The sequence below is a fragment of the Shewanella glacialipiscicola genome (assembly GCF_023283485.1).
Classification (GTDB): Bacteria; Pseudomonadota; Gammaproteobacteria; order Enterobacterales; family Shewanellaceae; genus Shewanella; species Shewanella glacialipiscicola.
On the sequence record NZ_JAKILU010000011.1, the window covers coordinates 34,111 to 49,230 of the forward strand.

17 protein-coding genes are annotated in these 15,120 nt (G+C 42.2%); 9 read left to right on the forward strand and 8 right to left on the reverse strand.

Annotated features, from left to right (window positions below; all coding sequences use genetic code 11):
• Window positions 1-39 precede the first annotated feature (39 nt).
• On the reverse strand, window positions 40-1,515 hold the full coding sequence (locus L2717_RS10200; protein ID WP_220773135.1) for an HDOD domain-containing protein: 1,476 nt from the start codon (window positions 1,513-1,515) through the stop codon (window positions 40-42).
• A gap of 456 nt (window positions 1,516-1,971) precedes the next feature.
• Window positions 1,972-2,985, reverse strand: a complete 1,014-nt coding sequence (gene ltaE, locus L2717_RS10205) for a low-specificity L-threonine aldolase (RefSeq protein ID WP_220773720.1) — start codon at window positions 2,983-2,985, stop codon at window positions 1,972-1,974.
• A gap of 323 nt (window positions 2,986-3,308) precedes the next feature.
• Here ltaE and L2717_RS10210 point away from each other — a divergent pair, with 323 nt between their 5' ends.
• The 3 genes from L2717_RS10210 to tpx all read left to right on the forward strand — a co-directional run bounded on the left by L2717_RS10210 (window position 3,309) and on the right by tpx (window position 5,542).
• Window positions 3,309-3,905 (forward strand): OmpA family protein, encoded by a 597-nt coding sequence (locus L2717_RS10210; RefSeq protein ID WP_220773721.1) that lies wholly within the window; start codon window positions 3,309-3,311, stop codon window positions 3,903-3,905.
• 36 nt (window positions 3,906-3,941) lie between these two features.
• A complete protein-coding gene (locus tag L2717_RS10215; protein WP_220773722.1) occupies window positions 3,942-4,769 on the forward strand; it encodes a mechanosensitive ion channel family protein in 828 nt (275 codons plus the stop codon).
• 182 nt (window positions 4,770-4,951) lie between these two features.
• Complete coding sequence (tpx, locus tag L2717_RS10220) at window positions 4,952-5,542, forward strand: thiol peroxidase (RefSeq protein ID WP_220773723.1); 591 nt, start codon at window positions 4,952-4,954, stop codon at window positions 5,540-5,542.
• Window positions 5,543-5,612: 70 nt separating this feature from the next.
• Here the strand turns inward: tpx and L2717_RS10225 are convergent, their stop codons facing one another.
• Together L2717_RS10225 and L2717_RS10230 are read right to left on the reverse strand one after the other, a co-directional pair.
• Window positions 5,613-6,254: a trimeric intracellular cation channel family protein gene (locus tag L2717_RS10225; RefSeq protein WP_220773740.1), complete on the reverse strand. Its 642-nt coding sequence runs from the start codon at window positions 6,252-6,254 to the stop codon at window positions 5,613-5,615.
• 380 nt (window positions 6,255-6,634) lie between these two features.
• A complete protein-coding gene (locus L2717_RS10230; protein WP_220773724.1) occupies window positions 6,635-7,195 on the reverse strand; it encodes a DUF4136 domain-containing protein in 561 nt (186 codons plus the stop codon).
• A gap of 192 nt (window positions 7,196-7,387) precedes the next feature.
• Here L2717_RS10230 and L2717_RS10235 point away from each other — a divergent pair, with 192 nt between their 5' ends.
• From L2717_RS10235 to ruvX, 4 genes are all read left to right on the forward strand, one after another.
• A complete protein-coding gene (locus L2717_RS10235) occupies window positions 7,388-7,705 on the forward strand; it encodes a hypothetical protein (RefSeq protein ID WP_220773725.1) in 318 nt (105 codons plus the stop codon).
• Between the two features lie 163 nt (window positions 7,706-7,868).
• Window positions 7,869-8,198 carry a stress response translation initiation inhibitor YciH gene (gene yciH / locus L2717_RS10240; RefSeq protein WP_220773726.1) on the forward strand — a complete coding sequence of 110 codons (330 nt, stop codon included), beginning with the start codon at window positions 7,869-7,871 and terminating at the stop codon, window positions 8,196-8,198.
• Window positions 8,199-8,265: 67 nt separating this feature from the next.
• On the forward strand, window positions 8,266-8,829 hold the full coding sequence (locus L2717_RS10245; protein WP_220773727.1) for a YqgE/AlgH family protein: 564 nt from the start codon (window positions 8,266-8,268) through the stop codon (window positions 8,827-8,829).
• 29 nt (window positions 8,830-8,858) lie between these two features.
• Complete coding sequence (gene ruvX, locus L2717_RS10250) at window positions 8,859-9,284, forward strand: Holliday junction resolvase RuvX (protein ID WP_220773728.1); 426 nt, start codon at window positions 8,859-8,861, stop codon at window positions 9,282-9,284.
• Window positions 9,285-9,356: 72 nt separating this feature from the next.
• On the opposite strand, the gene hemH is transcribed toward ruvX, so the two are convergent.
• From hemH to L2717_RS10270, 4 genes are all read right to left on the reverse strand, one after another.
• A complete protein-coding gene (gene hemH, locus L2717_RS10255) occupies window positions 9,357-10,370 on the reverse strand; it encodes a ferrochelatase (RefSeq protein ID WP_220773729.1) in 1,014 nt (337 codons plus the stop codon).
• 33 nt (window positions 10,371-10,403) lie between these two features.
• Window positions 10,404-10,943, reverse strand: coding sequence for a glutathione peroxidase (locus L2717_RS10260; RefSeq protein ID WP_220773730.1), 540 nt, complete (start codon window positions 10,941-10,943; stop codon window positions 10,404-10,406).
• A 181-nt stretch (window positions 10,944-11,124) separates the two neighbouring features.
• Complete coding sequence (locus L2717_RS10265) at window positions 11,125-12,237, reverse strand: PilT/PilU family type 4a pilus ATPase (protein ID WP_220773741.1); 1,113 nt, start codon at window positions 12,235-12,237, stop codon at window positions 11,125-11,127.
• 9 nt (window positions 12,238-12,246) lie between these two features.
• Entirely contained in the window at window positions 12,247-13,284 is a 1,038-nt protein-coding gene (locus tag L2717_RS10270) for a type IV pilus twitching motility protein PilT (protein ID WP_220773731.1), read from the reverse strand.
• Window positions 13,285-13,319: 35 nt separating this feature from the next.
• Between L2717_RS10270 and L2717_RS10275 the strand changes: the two genes are divergently transcribed.
• Window positions 13,320-14,018, forward strand: a complete 699-nt coding sequence (locus L2717_RS10275; RefSeq protein ID WP_220773732.1) for a YggS family pyridoxal phosphate-dependent enzyme — start codon at window positions 13,320-13,322, stop codon at window positions 14,016-14,018.
• Window positions 14,019-14,250: 232 nt separating this feature from the next.
• The gene (gene proC, locus L2717_RS10280; protein ID WP_220773733.1) at window positions 14,251-15,069 is read left to right on the forward strand and encodes a pyrroline-5-carboxylate reductase; all 819 of its coding nucleotides are present in this window, start codon (window positions 14,251-14,253) and stop codon (window positions 15,067-15,069) included.
• Window positions 15,070-15,120: the final 51 nt, after the last annotated feature.

Consider the following 15,120-nt stretch of genomic DNA (forward strand, 5'->3'; position numbering starts at 1 on the left):
TAAAAAATAGCTTTAAAATACAGTAATTCACCGCGAGCGCTACCTTGAAGAAACAGTAAAACACACATTTGCCAATTGGGAGAAGTGGATGAAGCTTTGAAAATCTACGTCTTCAAATGCCCTTTGTGAAGGGCCCCGATCTGCGTAATAAAACCCGATCACTTTGCTATCAACCAACAAAGGCGCCAGTAAAAAGCCCTGCCGTGACAGGTGCCGCGCTAGCAACTCCTTGCACTGTCCCTGCCATTTTTTAGAACAGGGATCGTCCACCCAAAGTGGCGCCTTATGCTCCATCGCTTGATAAAATAGCCCGCGCTTGTCAGTTAAATCGATAATAAACTCTTGTTTTATCGCATCGGCATCACTGCCTAGTATCACCCTAGGTTGGAGCTGTTTACGGCTGGGCGATAATAAGAGTACGCCGCAGCGGTCAACACCGACTCCCTCAAGAATGCCTTCAAGAACCGTTTGCATTATCTGATTAAAATCCGCTTTATTAATGGCAAAGCCTGTCAATTCCCGCAGCTTAGCCAACTGCACATTCAAGTTGGCTTGATAGACTGGCATATCTAACGGAATGGGCGGCAGATCGGGTTCAGCAGCGACAAAACGTTGAGGTTCGGGTAAGTAATCGAGTAACACATTAGCACCGTACACTTCTGCCAACTTATGGGTCGCATTCGCGCAGCGTTGCATCCGTACCAAAAACTCACTCTCTTCTAGCCCAGTAAAACTCGCCGCTTGAGTCATGCGTTTTGCTAGTTCGAGCTTATTGAGAGTGGGCTGCGATAAAATATCGCAAAGCTTATCAGCAAGAAAAATAGCCCGAATGTCTGGCCGCTGGTCCTCAGGATAATTCAACGCTTGGATAAGCAACTCTCCCAATCCCCAATTGCGGGCAATACTTTGGGTGAGCTGTAAAAAAGAAGTACCTAGTGCTTCGCGGGTAGCACTTCTTTCTTCGGCGGGCGTTTCACATTGGCTGAGCGTTAAATCTAACTCTTCGGTAAACTCGCCCCCAACACTCCAAAAAGCGCTCTCGCCTATGTGATACAACAAAGAGGCAATAAAGGCTTCCTCCTGCATCTCCTCGTCATGATGACTGAGCATCATCCGCGCAATCATGGCTGCTTGAAATGCCTTGGCCATCAACTTGATTAATCTTTGATATACATTTTGGGCGAGATTTTTACTCTCTAACAAGCTTGAGAGTAACTTGGCGGTGATACAGATATTTCGCACCGCATCGAAACCAAGCACTATCGCGGCGCGGCTAACGGTGGAGATTTGGCTACTCCCCTTATGATAAATAGCACTATTGGCGACTCGAAGAATACGAGAGGTTAAGGCGTTATCGTGCATCACGCTACGCCCAAGTAATGCAAGAGAGGAAACGTCATCCTTGGCGAGTTTTTCTAGCGATTTAACCGTCGAACACAGTGCGGGCATTTCTAATTCACTGATCCGATTTGTCCAATAATCGACCCCTTTATTAGTATTGTTATTAGGCTTCAACCTAAATTTACCTTAGCTTTATAATCTTGTTGTTTTGAGTATAGATAAGCACAAATATTTCGCCCGTAGTCTAAGGCTTGATTTCACAAATAAATCCTTGATGGCTTAGTAATACCAATCGTATTAAATATCTGTTCATTCAGCGGGAGTTCAACGCGCTTTAGACAAGGCGAAGGATTGAAGACATAGTGGTGCTCTGTCGAAAGCCTTAAACGCAGTATAAAGCGCTTTGAAACCCGCCCTTTGGGAGCCTCACAGGTATCCCACTCCCGTGTTGCATTGACTTAAAAGGGAATAACCATTTCTACGCCAATACGCCTCGGATTGAAATACCTGTGAGGCTCTGAACTGATTAGATATTTAATGTGATTGGTATAATTCAACATCACGTTATACCCGTAAATAAAAATGCCCGAGACAAAGCTCGGGCATTAAAGATTTTAAAGCAAGCTGTGCCTAGGCGGTAAAGTGCTGCTTAACAACACGCAACACTTTGTCTATGTCCTGACGGCTCACATCTTTGTGAGTCACAAGCCTGATCGTACGCCCTGGGCTTATCAAAATACCTTCTGAACGACAGTGTTTCGCCAATAAATCTGCATCAACATGGGCCGCTAATTTGACAAATAACATATTGGTTTGTACTGCGGTTAAATCTATGTCGAATTCGCTCAACTCGACTAACTGGCGAGCCAAATACGCTGCGTTGTCATGATCTTCACTCAGTCTTTGCACTTGCTCAGTTAATGCGAGTGTACCCGCAGCAGCAAGGATACCAGCTTGGCGCATGCCCCCGCCGAGCATCTTACGCCAACGTATGGCTTTGTTAATTAAACGCTCGTCACCTAAGAGCAATGAGCCGACTGGGGCGCATAGTCCCTTCGATAAACAAATCGATACTGAATCAAAATGCGCGGTAATGTCACTTATTGCAATATTCTGCGCAATGGCAGCATTAGCGACCCGCGCACCGTCTAAATGAATTTTTAAACCACGATTAAAAGCAAGCGCCTGCGCGCTGGCTAAATAGTGCTGTGGCAATACCTTACCGCCAATCGTATTTTCTAAACTCAGTAAACGCGTGCGGGCAAAATGGATATCATCGGGTTTAATCGCAGCTTCAATATCGGCTAAAGCAATACTGCCATCCATTTGATTGATAATGGGCTGTGGTTGAATACTACCTAAAACAGCCGCGCCCCCCCCTTCAAATTTATAATTGTGCGCTTGCTGGCCGCACAGATACTCATCACCACGTTCGCAATGGGCCATCAAAGCCAATAAATTAGCTTGGGTTCCTGAGCAGGTAAATAATGCGCTTTCAAAGCCAAACATGTCGGCGGCCATCTCTTGCAAGTGATTGACGCTAGGATCATCACCATAAACATCATCGCCAACTTCTGCTCTGGACATGGCCAAACGCATCGCGGCGGTTGGCTGAGTAACGGTATCACTGCGTAAATCTATCATCTTGTCCTCGACTTAGGATCTGCTTGGTACTTTACAGGCACAGGACTCTAACGCCAAAAAACCATGTTGTATAGTTTGCCATATACTCCAAAGGCACACTAAGCGATAAAATGTACGCTTACAATGACTCTTTGGCATACGAAATAATGTAAACCTGAATATACTCAATAGATTGTTACTATCACGTCTCTCGCTTGTATAAGCAGTTTAACTTGGCGAAATGTGTCTAAATCGATAGAATGACTCGCTAAGATGGTCGTGCTACAACAAGTCATAACTCTTAGTGATTTTGGCTAAGGCTTATCATATAAAAGGGGTTTGTGGTGAATAATTCCCAGTCCAGTTGGATTAAACTGTCGCTTTTAATCCTATGTTTAAGCCTAACATCGCCTGTATTTGCTTGGACAGATAGCGATCGAGATGGCGTACCGGATATCAAAGATGCCTGTCCAAATACGCCGCTTAATACCGCTGTTATGGCTAATGGTTGCCCTGAAGCGCCGGTTGAAGCGGCTAAAATCACAACAGGGGCGTCACTCGACTGTGGCTCTACCAATCTTAATCAGGCAAGCGCTGATTGTTATGATATTTCATCGGCGGTAGTGTATTTTGATTTTGCTATTGCTGAAGTTAACTTTGCTCAATGGAAAACTCTCGCTTTTGTAAAAGCATTTTTAGAGCAAAATGATGTTGCATTAACTTTGATTGGGCACACGGATGTCGTCGGCACTCCAGAGTTTAATTATCAACTCTCCCTGAAAAGAGCTCAAAACGTAAAACGGATTTTAGTTGAAGATTATGGCTTTAATCCAAATCGCTTTACTGTAGTTGGTAAAGGAATATCTGAACCTGTCGCGGATAACCGTTCTAGCGAAGGGCGCAGTTTAAATCGACGAGTACAATTTATCGTCAACAATTAAGTAGTTTTTGTTCGCGTACATTTAAGGAATAACTCAATGGAAAACCTAGAAGGTTTATTAAAACAAGCACCTGATTTGCTTATCACTTATGGCTTAAAAATATTATTTGCGCTAATTATTTTTTTTGTAGGTAAATATTTTGCGGGTATAGCACAAAGATTAGTACGCAAGTTACTTAATAGTCGAAAAGTGGATCCTACGGTTGTCTCATTTGTCGCGAACCTCACTTGGGCGATAGTGTTTGTATTTGCGGTCATTGCTACCTTAGGGCAAATAGGTGTACAAACAGCATCTCTGGTTGCGGTTATCGGTGCGGCAGGTTTAGCAATAGGCTTAGCCTTACAAGGTTCTTTGTCTAACTTTGCCTCAGGCGTATTAATGGTATTATTCCGCCCTTGCCGTGTCGGTGACTACATTGAAGCTGCGGGCATTGCTGGCACGGTTCAGGAGATCACTATTTTCTCGACTAAACTTCTTACGCCAGATAACAAACTTATTACCGCGCCTAATTCATCAATCATGAATGGCACAATCACTAACTATTCGGCAATGGATACACGCCGTATTGATTTGGTTATTGGCGTCTCTTACTCTGCTGATATTGCACTCACTAAACAGATTTTTCAGAATATATTAGACAATAACCAATATGTGCTAAAAAATCCGGCCTATACGATTGGACTCTCAGAATTAGCAAGCTCATCAATTAATTTCGTAGTGCGTCCTTGGGTAGCAAAAGCGGATTATTGGACTGCACGTTTCCAGCTTCTTGAGCAAATAAAAAATGAATTAGATGCCGCGAATATCGGTATTCCATTCCCACAAATGGATATCCATGTCAAAGAATTGCCTTTAAACAAGTAACTACTGAGCAATGAAATGTTAGTTGTTGGCGAGAGCTATAATACTTATCAATTAAGCTAATCCATTTATCAAAGGCCTATCGCATACGAACAGGCCTTTTTTATGGTTCTGAGTATCATTTTAGCGTACCGTAAAGCACTGATAGCCGCTAAGACACTGACATTCATTCGCAAGGAAAACTCATGCAAAAATACGTTTCATTTTTAGCCGCAAGCTGTATTTATGGTTTAGTTCTGGTAAGCCAAAATGCAATCGCCAATGATAAAACACAGGTTCTTATGGGCGAAAAAGCCGTCACCCTAGAAGGTAGGCTACCTAAGTTGTCACAAATGGCGCCAGGATTTAAAGTCGTTGATGAGCATTTTACGCCAGTAATGCTAAGTGACTTTAAAGGCAAAACCATACTCATCAGCGCAGTCCCCAGCTTAGATACGGGCGTTTGTGCATTACAAACTAAACGTTTCAATAGCGAAGTGAGCCATTTTTCTGATGATGTCGTGATATTAACGATCAGTACCGATTTACCCTTCGCACAAAAGCGTTTTTGCAAAGTTGAAAACGTAGATAAAATAAAGGTGTTATCAGATTCTGTATGGCGTGATTTTGGCGAAAAATATGGCTTGTTAATTGAAGATTATGGCTTGCTGGCTAGAGCTATTTTTATTATTGATGCCGAGGGTAAACTGCAATACCAAGAGTTAGTCCCTAACATTACAGAGCATCCTAATTATGATGCCGCACTTGCGGCCCTGAAAACGATCAAAGCTCAGTAGTCATTCAAATCAACATGGCAGCCTTAGCTGCCCTGTCTTACAACAATCAGCAAAACGACGAATATGACAACTAATGCGTATGTTGATCGCCATTGGCCTGATAATCAAAGGTCGGCATAGACCAATGATATCGCAGTGCTAACATACGCAAACTAAAACCAACACTGAGACAAATCAACAAATTAATCCACTCTGTCAATTGATAGTCTTTTAAGAGGATATACAAACTTGCCGTCAGCAATGAAATCACCGCATAGAGTTCTTTCTTAAAAATCAAAGGCACTTGATTACACAGAATATCGCGGATCACGCCGCCAAATACGCCAGTGACTAATCCCATCACTACGGCTATTGTCGGGCTAAATCCCAGCATTAAGGTCTTCTGCGCACCCACGATAGAAAATACCGCTAAACCCAAAGCATCAATGGCTAAAAATAACTTAGACAAATAGCGCATCACGGGTGCGATAACCACAGTGAGTAACGAAGCAAATGCTATGGCAATGAGGTAATGCACATTCTCAACCCAAATTAACGGATAATTACCTAGCATCATGTCTCTTAGTGTACCGCCGCCAATCGCAGTAGCGCAGCCAATAATCACCACTCCAAATAAATCCATCTGCTTACGACCCGCCGCTAAAGCGCCCGTCATCGCCTCAGCAAGAATACCTATTAGCCAAAGTAACCCAATAATCTCAGTCTCATGCATCTTAACTACGGCCGACAACTCAAAGAAGCTGATTTTGCCTGAAAAGTCTGAGGTTCTATAATGATTTAATTTTGAATTAATCATTAGTAATTTTAATGCAAAGATCAGCTCTCTACTAAACGAAATGCGATTTACTATCAAAGGCCATCAAATAAAGCATTTTAATAATAGCGAGTTATAAAAATACTGACTCTAACTGTGACTTATTTCGCAAAAAATAATGATAAGTATTAATAAAGCAAATTTAACTAAATTGTAAATAACGACTCAGAATCTGTTTTAATGTGTGAATGTATAAAAATCAGCCACAAAAAAAAGCAACCATGAGGCTGCTTCATTTTTACTAAAACACTATTAAAACTTAAGCTTGAACAGTGTTACTACTTAGCATCGGGTTTAGGTGGATAATTTGCCATCACACTCGCCACCGCTTCATTAATAATCTTCACTCTTTCTTCTGGGGTATTTTTATCACGAATAGTATCAACGACCGATCCGCGCCAGACAAGTTTAGAGGTTTTATTATCAACAAAATCAATTATCAAGGTACCCACTTCATATTCTCTAACCGTAGTTTGGGTCTGCATATTACCGCCCCATCCCCAGCCAGGCCCATAGTAAGGGCTGTAACCGAAGTTACTATTAAAGGTGTCTACATTGATTTTTTTATCCACTTTAGTGAAGTAGTTAACTAACACATCGGCATCTTTGGCATCGACTAACGTCATACCTTTTGCTACCAACTGTGTATTAACAGCTTCTCTTACTCTTTGGTCCATTAAACCATCGAGGTGATAATTTGTAGAGTCTGATTTCTGAGCAACCCAAGCATAGGTTTTATATTGCGTAAAACTGGCGCTGGGATCGTAGTCCCAACCGGCCTTCATTGTGCTACAAGCACTGAGTGCCAGCGCGGCTAGCGCGATAAAAATATTTTTCATCTTAATTTCCTCAGATATACAAACCGAACAAAGATAAGTAAGTGCTATAGATATAAATTTAGCTTACATAGCAATTGCTGGTTCTACAACTCAATTGATTATTAAACTAGCATTTCATTTAACTTGACTTAAGTAAAATAAAACCAGATGATAATGATTATCAATTGAATGATTAAGCAAAGGGTGGCGTACATGTATTGGTTTGCGAGCGCGTTTATTGTAGCGTCTATTATTTTTTTCCTTGCACCAGAAAAAATTTCACTTGAAGCCAATAACGCTAAGCTAAAAAGGCACTTACCCGTAAGCCTGCTTGTTTTACCTGTCATAGTGCTAGGTTGGTTAGTGATTAATGCCCTTTCTAACGGCGCCAATTTTACCACAGTCGCGGCTTTGGGGTTCGTCATCACCGCCTGCTTAATTGCCTTACCTAAGCTGCATAAATTTATCATGCCTAGTGCCTTACTCACTGCTACCGCTTTGATTATCATGCTAGTTCTACGCATTCATTAATCTCGTTTTCAAAAAATATGCTTACCTCCCTGCAAAGAGTTAGCATTTTGTTCGGACCACTTAGTGATAATTCTTAAGTGGTCTTTTTTTACCTCCCAGAACCCCCTCTAATTTGGTAAACTCAATGAGTACCAGCCACTTCTCTTACCAATGAATAAAATCTATGAAAGCAGATCCTAATGTGTCTTTAGTATATAGCACCGATAAAGGCCGTATTAATGCAGAGCCTGTTGCTGCGCTTATTCCAGAATCCGATGGCATCGTCAGGATCTATAGGGACAGTAAGGGCCGAAAAGGCAAAGGTGTTTCTATTATTTCTGGCTTGGGTCTTGATGAAAGCGCATTAAGAATACTGGCTCAAACCCTTAAAAAACAATGTGGCTGTGGTGGAACCGTTAAAGATTTTACCATTGAAGTCCAGACGGACAACCGCGAACAACTCAAGCTATTACTAGAGAAGCTACATTACAAAGTAAAATTAGCAGGCGGTTAATCTCGCTCAATACAGCAATAAACCCTATGCGCTAATACAACTTAGCCATATCAAACGGAGTCGTTTAATGGAGAGTTTGCAGAATCATTTCTTAATTGCCATGCCTTCACTGCATGATACGTTTTTTGAACGCTCGGTTATCTACATCTGTGAGCATGATGCCAAGGGCGCCATGGGGCTAGTGATCAACAAACCACTTGATATCGAAGTTAATTCTTTATTAGAACAAATGGAATTACCTACTGAGCAAATTTCCTCGGATATGGTACTCAACACCAATGTTATGATGGGTGGACCCGTTTCCCAAGATCGTGGCTTTGTGCTGCATACCTCTCAACCTTATTGGGCCAACAGTACAGATCTTAATTGTGGTTTAATGTTAACTACCTCCCGCGATGTATTAACCGCTATAGGAAGCAATAGATCGCCAGATAAATTTCTCGTCGCTCTAGGTTATGCTGGCTGGAGTAAAGATCAGCTTGAACAAGAACTTGCTGATAATTCTTGGTTAACGATTCCTGCAACGCATGCCCTTTTATTTGACGTTAAACACGAAGACCGTTGGCCGCAAGCTAGCCGTACTCTTGGATTTGATGCTTGGCAAGTTTCAGCTCAAACGGGCCATGCTTAAACCTAATTTTTAATATAAGTCTGCACACTATGAATTCGAAAACTGTATTAGGTTTTGATTTTGGCACTAAGAGTATTGGTGTGGCTATAGGCCAAGAAATTACTGCCAGTGCCACACCATTATTGTCAATTAAAGCCGTCGATGGCATTCCAAACTGGGATCAAATTGGTGATTTAATCAAAGAATGGCAACCCGACTTAGTCGTCGTAGGCCTCCCCTTAAATATGGATGGCACAGAGCAAGACATGACCCATAGGGCGCGTAAATTTGCCAATCGCATCAATGCTAAATTTAAAGTAAAAATAGCCACTCAAGATGAGCGATTAACCACTGCCGATGCTAAAGCCAGACTGTTTGAATTAGGTGGCTTTAAGGCGCTGACTAAAGGCCAAATCGATGCTGTGTCAGCGGTGCTGATTATTGAAAGCTATTTCGAAAATAATTTCGGCCAATAAAACCACCGCAAAAAGAAAAAGGATAAGTTGCCTTATCCTTTTTATATCACTTCAACACTCTGATTTATCGAATTAAAAATAGGGTTTAACTAAGTTAGCCATCATAGTGATATGTTCGTCATTATCATTCAGCGCAGCAATATAACGGAATTTCTCGCCGCCCGCAGCTGTAAATATATGGCCATTTTCACCGACGATCTCCTCCAGCGTTTCTAAACAATCGGCGCTAAAAGCAGGGCAAACAATAGCAACATCACGCACACCGTCTTTAGGCAATGCTCCCATTGTCGCGTCAGTATAGGGTTGCAACCATTTCGCTTTACCAAAACGCGATTGGAAAGTCATCACAAACTCATCTTTACCTAGACCCAGTTTTTCTGTAACGAGCCGAGTCGTTTTCATGCAGAAACAGTAATAAGGATCGCCTAAATGCAAATTACGCTCAGGCATACCATGGTAAGACAACACCAATTTTTGCGGTTTACCATGGGCTTCAAAATCAGCCCTGATCGAACTGGCTAACGCATTAATAAAATCAGCATTGTCATGATAAGTATTAATAAAATGCAGTGCTGGAATATAGCGCCACTTGGACAACTCAGCCGCAATCGCATCAAAAGCAGAGCCCGTAGTTGGCGCCGCATATTGGGGATACAGAGGTAACACAATGATTTTATCAACGCCATTTTTATGCATTGTCTGCAACGTACTGGCGACCGAAGGATTACCGTAACGCATGGCTAAATGTACCGAAACGTCATGGTTATCCGCTTTTAACTTTTCGGCCAACTTTGCCGTTTGGCGTAAACTAATGTCCATTAACGGCGAGCCTGCAGCGCTCCAGACTTTCTGGTACAACGCCGCCGATTTAGCCGGACGTATGCGCAAAATAATCCCATGTAAAATTAGCATCCAAACTAATTTAGGAATTTCGACTACGCGAGTATCCGCTAAAAACTCTGCAAGATAACGCCTAACCGCAGATGCGGTAGGCTCATCAGGGGTGCCTAGATTCAATAACAACACGCCAACTTTACCGCGTTGCCCGTGTCCAACCTCTTTGGATAAGCCTGAAAATTTAGCCAAAACAGCCTCTTAATTAATATTATAACAATGAAATTACAGTACCGATTCTATCGCTTGTTTAAGCTCTTCGCTATCAGGCTTCACTTTAGAATTAAATTGTTGCACCACAGTACCGTCTCCACTGACGACATACTTATAAAAATTCCACTTTGGCGCCGCTGTTTTTTCGGCTAAGTATTTAAATACACTATTGGCATCGCTGCCCCGTACCGGCGATGTTGCCAGCATAGTAAAGGTGACACCGTAATTGGTGTAACACACCTTAGCGGTATCTTTTTCGTCATTTTCTTCTTGGAAAAAATCATCCGATGGAAAACCAATAACGACTAAGCCTTTATCTTTATAGTTTTCATGCAATGCTTCGAGGGCTTTAAACTGCGGCGTAAAACCACAATTACTAGCCGTGTTTACAATCAATACCGGTTTTCCTTGCGTTATCTCGCAAAGATTAACGGTTTCTTCAGAATGTAACTTTCGTACTTCAAGGTTCAGATACTCGGGGCAAGTGGCCGCCATAGCGCCAACGCTCATCAAGCTCGCGGTTAAAGCCAAAACTGTGGGTAATTTATTCATTGCTTTCTCCTTTACCTTTTCATTACGCAAACATACGAGGTAAAGATCATATTGAATTAAAAAATAAAAGCTACGCCTGTGGACTGCATAGCGATGAAATAAAACCACTTTATTTATAAGTCTTTATCCATATAAATAAAAACAGCCCATAAAGAGCCGTTTAACACTTACTTTGACTGAGTTAATCCATATCTAAGGTGACGCCTTCCATAAAACCTGAGCCGGTAGATTCTTTACTTTGCAATTTAATCATTAGACGTAAATCATTTGGAGAATCAGCATGATGCAGAGCATCTGCATAACTAATCTCACCATCGACATAGAGTTTTAATAGAGCTTGATCGAATGTTTGCATGCCTTGTTCATTCGATTTAGCCATAGTTTCTTTCAACAAATGTAGTTCGTTCTTCGCAATTAAACTCGCAACTCTTGGAGTGTTAATTAACACTTCAATCGCGGCGCGGCGGCCATTGCCATCGAGTCTAGGAATTAATTGTTGTGCGACAATACCGCGTAAATTCAATGATAAATCGAACAATAATTGTTGATGTTTACTCTGGGGCACGAGATGCATAATACGATCTAAGGCTTGGTTAGCATTGTTTGCATGCAAGGTCGCCATGCAAAGGTGGCCGGTCTCGGCAAATGACAGGGCAAACTCCATCGTCTCTTGGGTACGAATTTCACCAATTAAAATAACATCAGGGGCTTGGCGTAAAGAGCTTTTTAATGCAGCATCAAAAGACTCAGTATCGATACCGACTTCACGCTGGGTAATTATGCTCTTTCTATGGTCGTGAACAAATTCAACCGGATCTTCAATCGTTAAAATATGTCCACGCGCATGACTATTTCGATAACCGACCAATGCCGCCAAAGAGGTCGATTTACCCGTACCCGTTCCACCCACCATAATGATGAGACCACGCTTACTCATCACCAAATCTTTTAGGATTGGCGGTAATTTAAGCTCATCTACATCAGGGATTTTTGTTTCGATACGGCGCATAACGCAACCAGGAGATTCACGCTGCCAAAAAGCACTAACCCTAAAACGGCCTAAATCCTTTACGGCAAAAGCAAAGTTACATTCACGACTCGTATGAAACTCTTTTTTCTGAGCCTCTGTCATCAATGACTCTACAAAATCCAGTGATTGGGCTGGCGTAAAAGCACTTTCGGCCAAGGGACGCAATTCACCGTCAATTTTGGCGCTAGGCGGAAAACCCGCTGTGATAAATAAATCAGAGGCTTTGCGCTCAACTATCACTTTTAAATACGGACGAACATCCATCATAAATCCTTAAAATGTCGCTTGCTTATTTGAACTTTTCGCCATCGCATCTTCACGAGTGATAAGACCGCGATTGACCAAGTTCTGCATACATTGTTCTAAGGTCTGCATGCCGTGAGCCATACCTGTTTGAATTGCAGAATACATCTGCGCCACTTTATCCTCACGAATAAGGTTACGAATTGCCGGGGTGCCCATCATTATTTCATGTGCTGCCACACGACCTCCACCCACCTTTTTAATCAGGGTTTGTGATATTACGGCCTGTAATGATTCTGACAACATAGTGCGCACCATGCTCTTTTCGCCCGCAGGAAACACGTCAACTACACGATCAATAGTTTTAGCGGCAGACGTGGTATGCAAGGTGCCAAAGACTAAATGGCCTGTTTCTGCAGCCGTCATAGCCAAACGTATGGTTTCAAGATCGCGCATTTCACCGACTAAGATCACATCAGGATCTTCACGCAATGCGCTCCTAAGGGCAGCATTAAAGCTGTGAGTATGGCGGTGAACTTCACGCTGGTTTATCAAACATTGTTTATTTTGGTGAACAAATTCAATGGGATCTTCAATGGTTAAGATGTGATCATGTCGATTTTCATTCACGTAATCCACCATAGCAGCAAGTGTGGTACTCTTGCCTGACCCCGTTGGGCCCGTCACTAATACTAACCCTCTGGGGAAACTGGCAATTTTTTTAAAAATTTCCGGAGCACCTAATTGCTCGAGTGACAAAATATCACTCGGGATAGTACGAAATACAGCGGCTGCACCACGGGACTGATTAAATGCGTTAACACGGAAACGCGCTAAATTAGGGACTTCGAACGAGAAATCGATTTCTAAATGTTCTTCATAATCCTTACGCTGCTTATCATTCATTATGTCATACACTAGACTGTGTACACCTTGATGATCGAGCGCCGGCAGGTTAATTTTTCTCACTTCACCGTCGACACGGATCATGGGAGATACCCCTGCAGAAAGGTGTAGATCTGAAGCTTTGTGTTTTACACTAAAGGCCAATAACTCAGTGATTTCCATCGTTTGGGATATCCTTGCAACTAGATAATTACATCATGACAACAATAGCAGACAGACTCGCAATCGCCCATAGCAGGATTGCACAAGCGGCGCAAAAATGTGATCGCCAACCTAGCAGTATTCGCTTACTTGCCGTTAGCAAGACTAAACCGATTGAAGATATTATAGCAGCCTATCAAGCTGGGCAGCGCTGCTTTGGTGAAAACTATGTCCAAGAAGGCGCTGAAAAAATTACCGCACTCAAAGGGGATTATCCGGACATTGAATGGCATTTTATTGGCCCACTTCAATCCAATAAAACCAGCATAGTCGCGCAACATTTCGATTGGATGCACACAGTGTCTCGCGATAAAATTGCACAACGTCTTAATGATCAACGCCCAAACGAATTAGCACCATTAAATATCTGCATTCAAATTAATATCAGCGCAGAAGACACTAAATCGGGCATAGATACAGACCAAATGTTACCACTGGCTAAACTGATAGCTCAGTTACCTAACCTAACACTGAGGGGCTTAATGGCTATTCCCACGGCAACCGCGGATACCGAGTTACAGCTTAAAGAATTTTCAACCTTACATAATTTATTCCAAACATTAAAATTGCACTATCCCTCTATCGACACGCTTTCTATGGGGATGAGTAATGACCTAGATGCAGCCATTAGCAGCGGTTCAACTATGGTACGCATTGGCAGTGCTATTTTTGGTGAGCGCAATTATCCAGTATAAAAACGACTCATTGGCATGAAATGTAATGATAGCGTGTTACTTTAGCCTTGTTTTTAATAAACAAGGCCCAAATACTTTATTTAAGATCCGTTAATTTTAACGATTATATTATAAGGTCAATTAGCTTAAGCCGTTCAATCAGGCTTTCATATTCAAATGACTAACCGTTTTATCATCTTAATTTAAGGTGAATCTGTTACAAGATAACGGTTAACACACTGAAGAGAATCAAATGAGTCAACAAAAAATCTGCTTTATCGGTGCCGGCAACATGACGCGCAGTATCATCAGTGGCCTAGTGAAGAGTGGCTACCCCGCTCAATTTATTCAAGCGACCAATCCTAGCCAAGGCAAACTCGATGCACTCCAAGCGGATTTAGGCATTTTGGTTTCTCAAGATAATTTAGCCGCAGCGCAAACTGCCGATGTCATAGTGCTGTCGGTAAAGCCACAATTAATGCAGCAGGTTTGTGAAGCATTACAGACTATTGATATGTCAAAAAAGTTAGTCATTACTATCGCAGCAGGCATTAAAGCACAGCGTTATACCGACTATTTAGCGCAAGATATTACACTTGTCCGCGCCATGCCAAACACACCGATGCAAATAGGCGTGGGTATGACAGGTCTTTATGCGCCTCAAGCTATCTCAAGCATTCAAAAAGCTATTTGCGATCGTTTGATGTCAAGCGGCGGCGAAATCGTGTGGGTGAATGAAGAATCAGAATTAGACCAAGTGATTGCATTATCAGGCAGTTCACCGGCTTATTTCTTTTTGCTGATGGAATCTATGATAGATGCGGGCAAAGAAATGGGTATGGATGAAGCTAAAGCCAGAAGTTTAGTGCAGCAAGCCGCACTCGGTGCTGCTATGATGGCAAAGCAAAATCCGCAGCTTACTTTAGGTAATCTAAGAGAAAATGTGACCTCAAAGGGTGGTACAACCGCGCAAGCACTTGCGACCTTTGAAGCTGCGGATATGCGAGGCTTAGTCAAAAAGGCCATGGATAATTGCATTAAGCGTGCAGAAGAAATGGCGAAGACATTTTAACTTATCCCCTTTACCCTTAACGCGTTTTGTATCGAACTTAAATAGGTAGAA

Coding starts and splice junctions, on each gene's coding strand:
- ltaE (WP_220773720.1), bottom strand. CDS start 2,985: ATGATAGATTTACGCAGTGATACCGTTACTCAGCCAACCGCCGCGATG.
- L2717_RS10215 (WP_220773722.1), top strand. CDS start 3,942: ATGGAAAACCTAGAAGGTTTATTAAAACAAGCACCTGATTTGCTTATC.
- tpx (WP_220773723.1), top strand. CDS start 4,952: ATGCAAAAATACGTTTCATTTTTAGCCGCAAGCTGTATTTATGGTTTA.
- L2717_RS10225 (WP_220773740.1), bottom strand. CDS start 6,254: ATGCATGAGACTGAGATTATTGGGTTACTTTGGCTAATAGGTATTCTT.
- L2717_RS10230 (WP_220773724.1), bottom strand. CDS start 7,195: ATGAAAAATATTTTTATCGCGCTAGCCGCGCTGGCACTCAGTGCTTGT.
- L2717_RS10235 (WP_220773725.1), top strand. CDS start 7,388: ATGTATTGGTTTGCGAGCGCGTTTATTGTAGCGTCTATTATTTTTTTC.
- yciH (WP_220773726.1), top strand. CDS start 7,869: ATGAAAGCAGATCCTAATGTGTCTTTAGTATATAGCACCGATAAAGGC.
- L2717_RS10245 (WP_220773727.1), top strand. CDS start 8,266: ATGGAGAGTTTGCAGAATCATTTCTTAATTGCCATGCCTTCACTGCAT.
- ruvX (WP_220773728.1), top strand. CDS start 8,859: ATGAATTCGAAAACTGTATTAGGTTTTGATTTTGGCACTAAGAGTATT.
- L2717_RS10260 (WP_220773730.1), bottom strand. CDS start 10,943: ATGAATAAATTACCCACAGTTTTGGCTTTAACCGCGAGCTTGATGAGC.
- L2717_RS10265 (WP_220773741.1), bottom strand. CDS start 12,237: ATGGATGTTCGTCCGTATTTAAAAGTGATAGTTGAGCGCAAAGCCTCT.
- L2717_RS10270 (WP_220773731.1), bottom strand. CDS start 13,284: ATGGAAATCACTGAGTTATTGGCCTTTAGTGTAAAACACAAAGCTTCA.
- L2717_RS10275 (WP_220773732.1), top strand. CDS start 13,320: ATGACAACAATAGCAGACAGACTCGCAATCGCCCATAGCAGGATTGCA.
- proC (WP_220773733.1), top strand. CDS start 14,251: ATGAGTCAACAAAAAATCTGCTTTATCGGTGCCGGCAACATGACGCGC.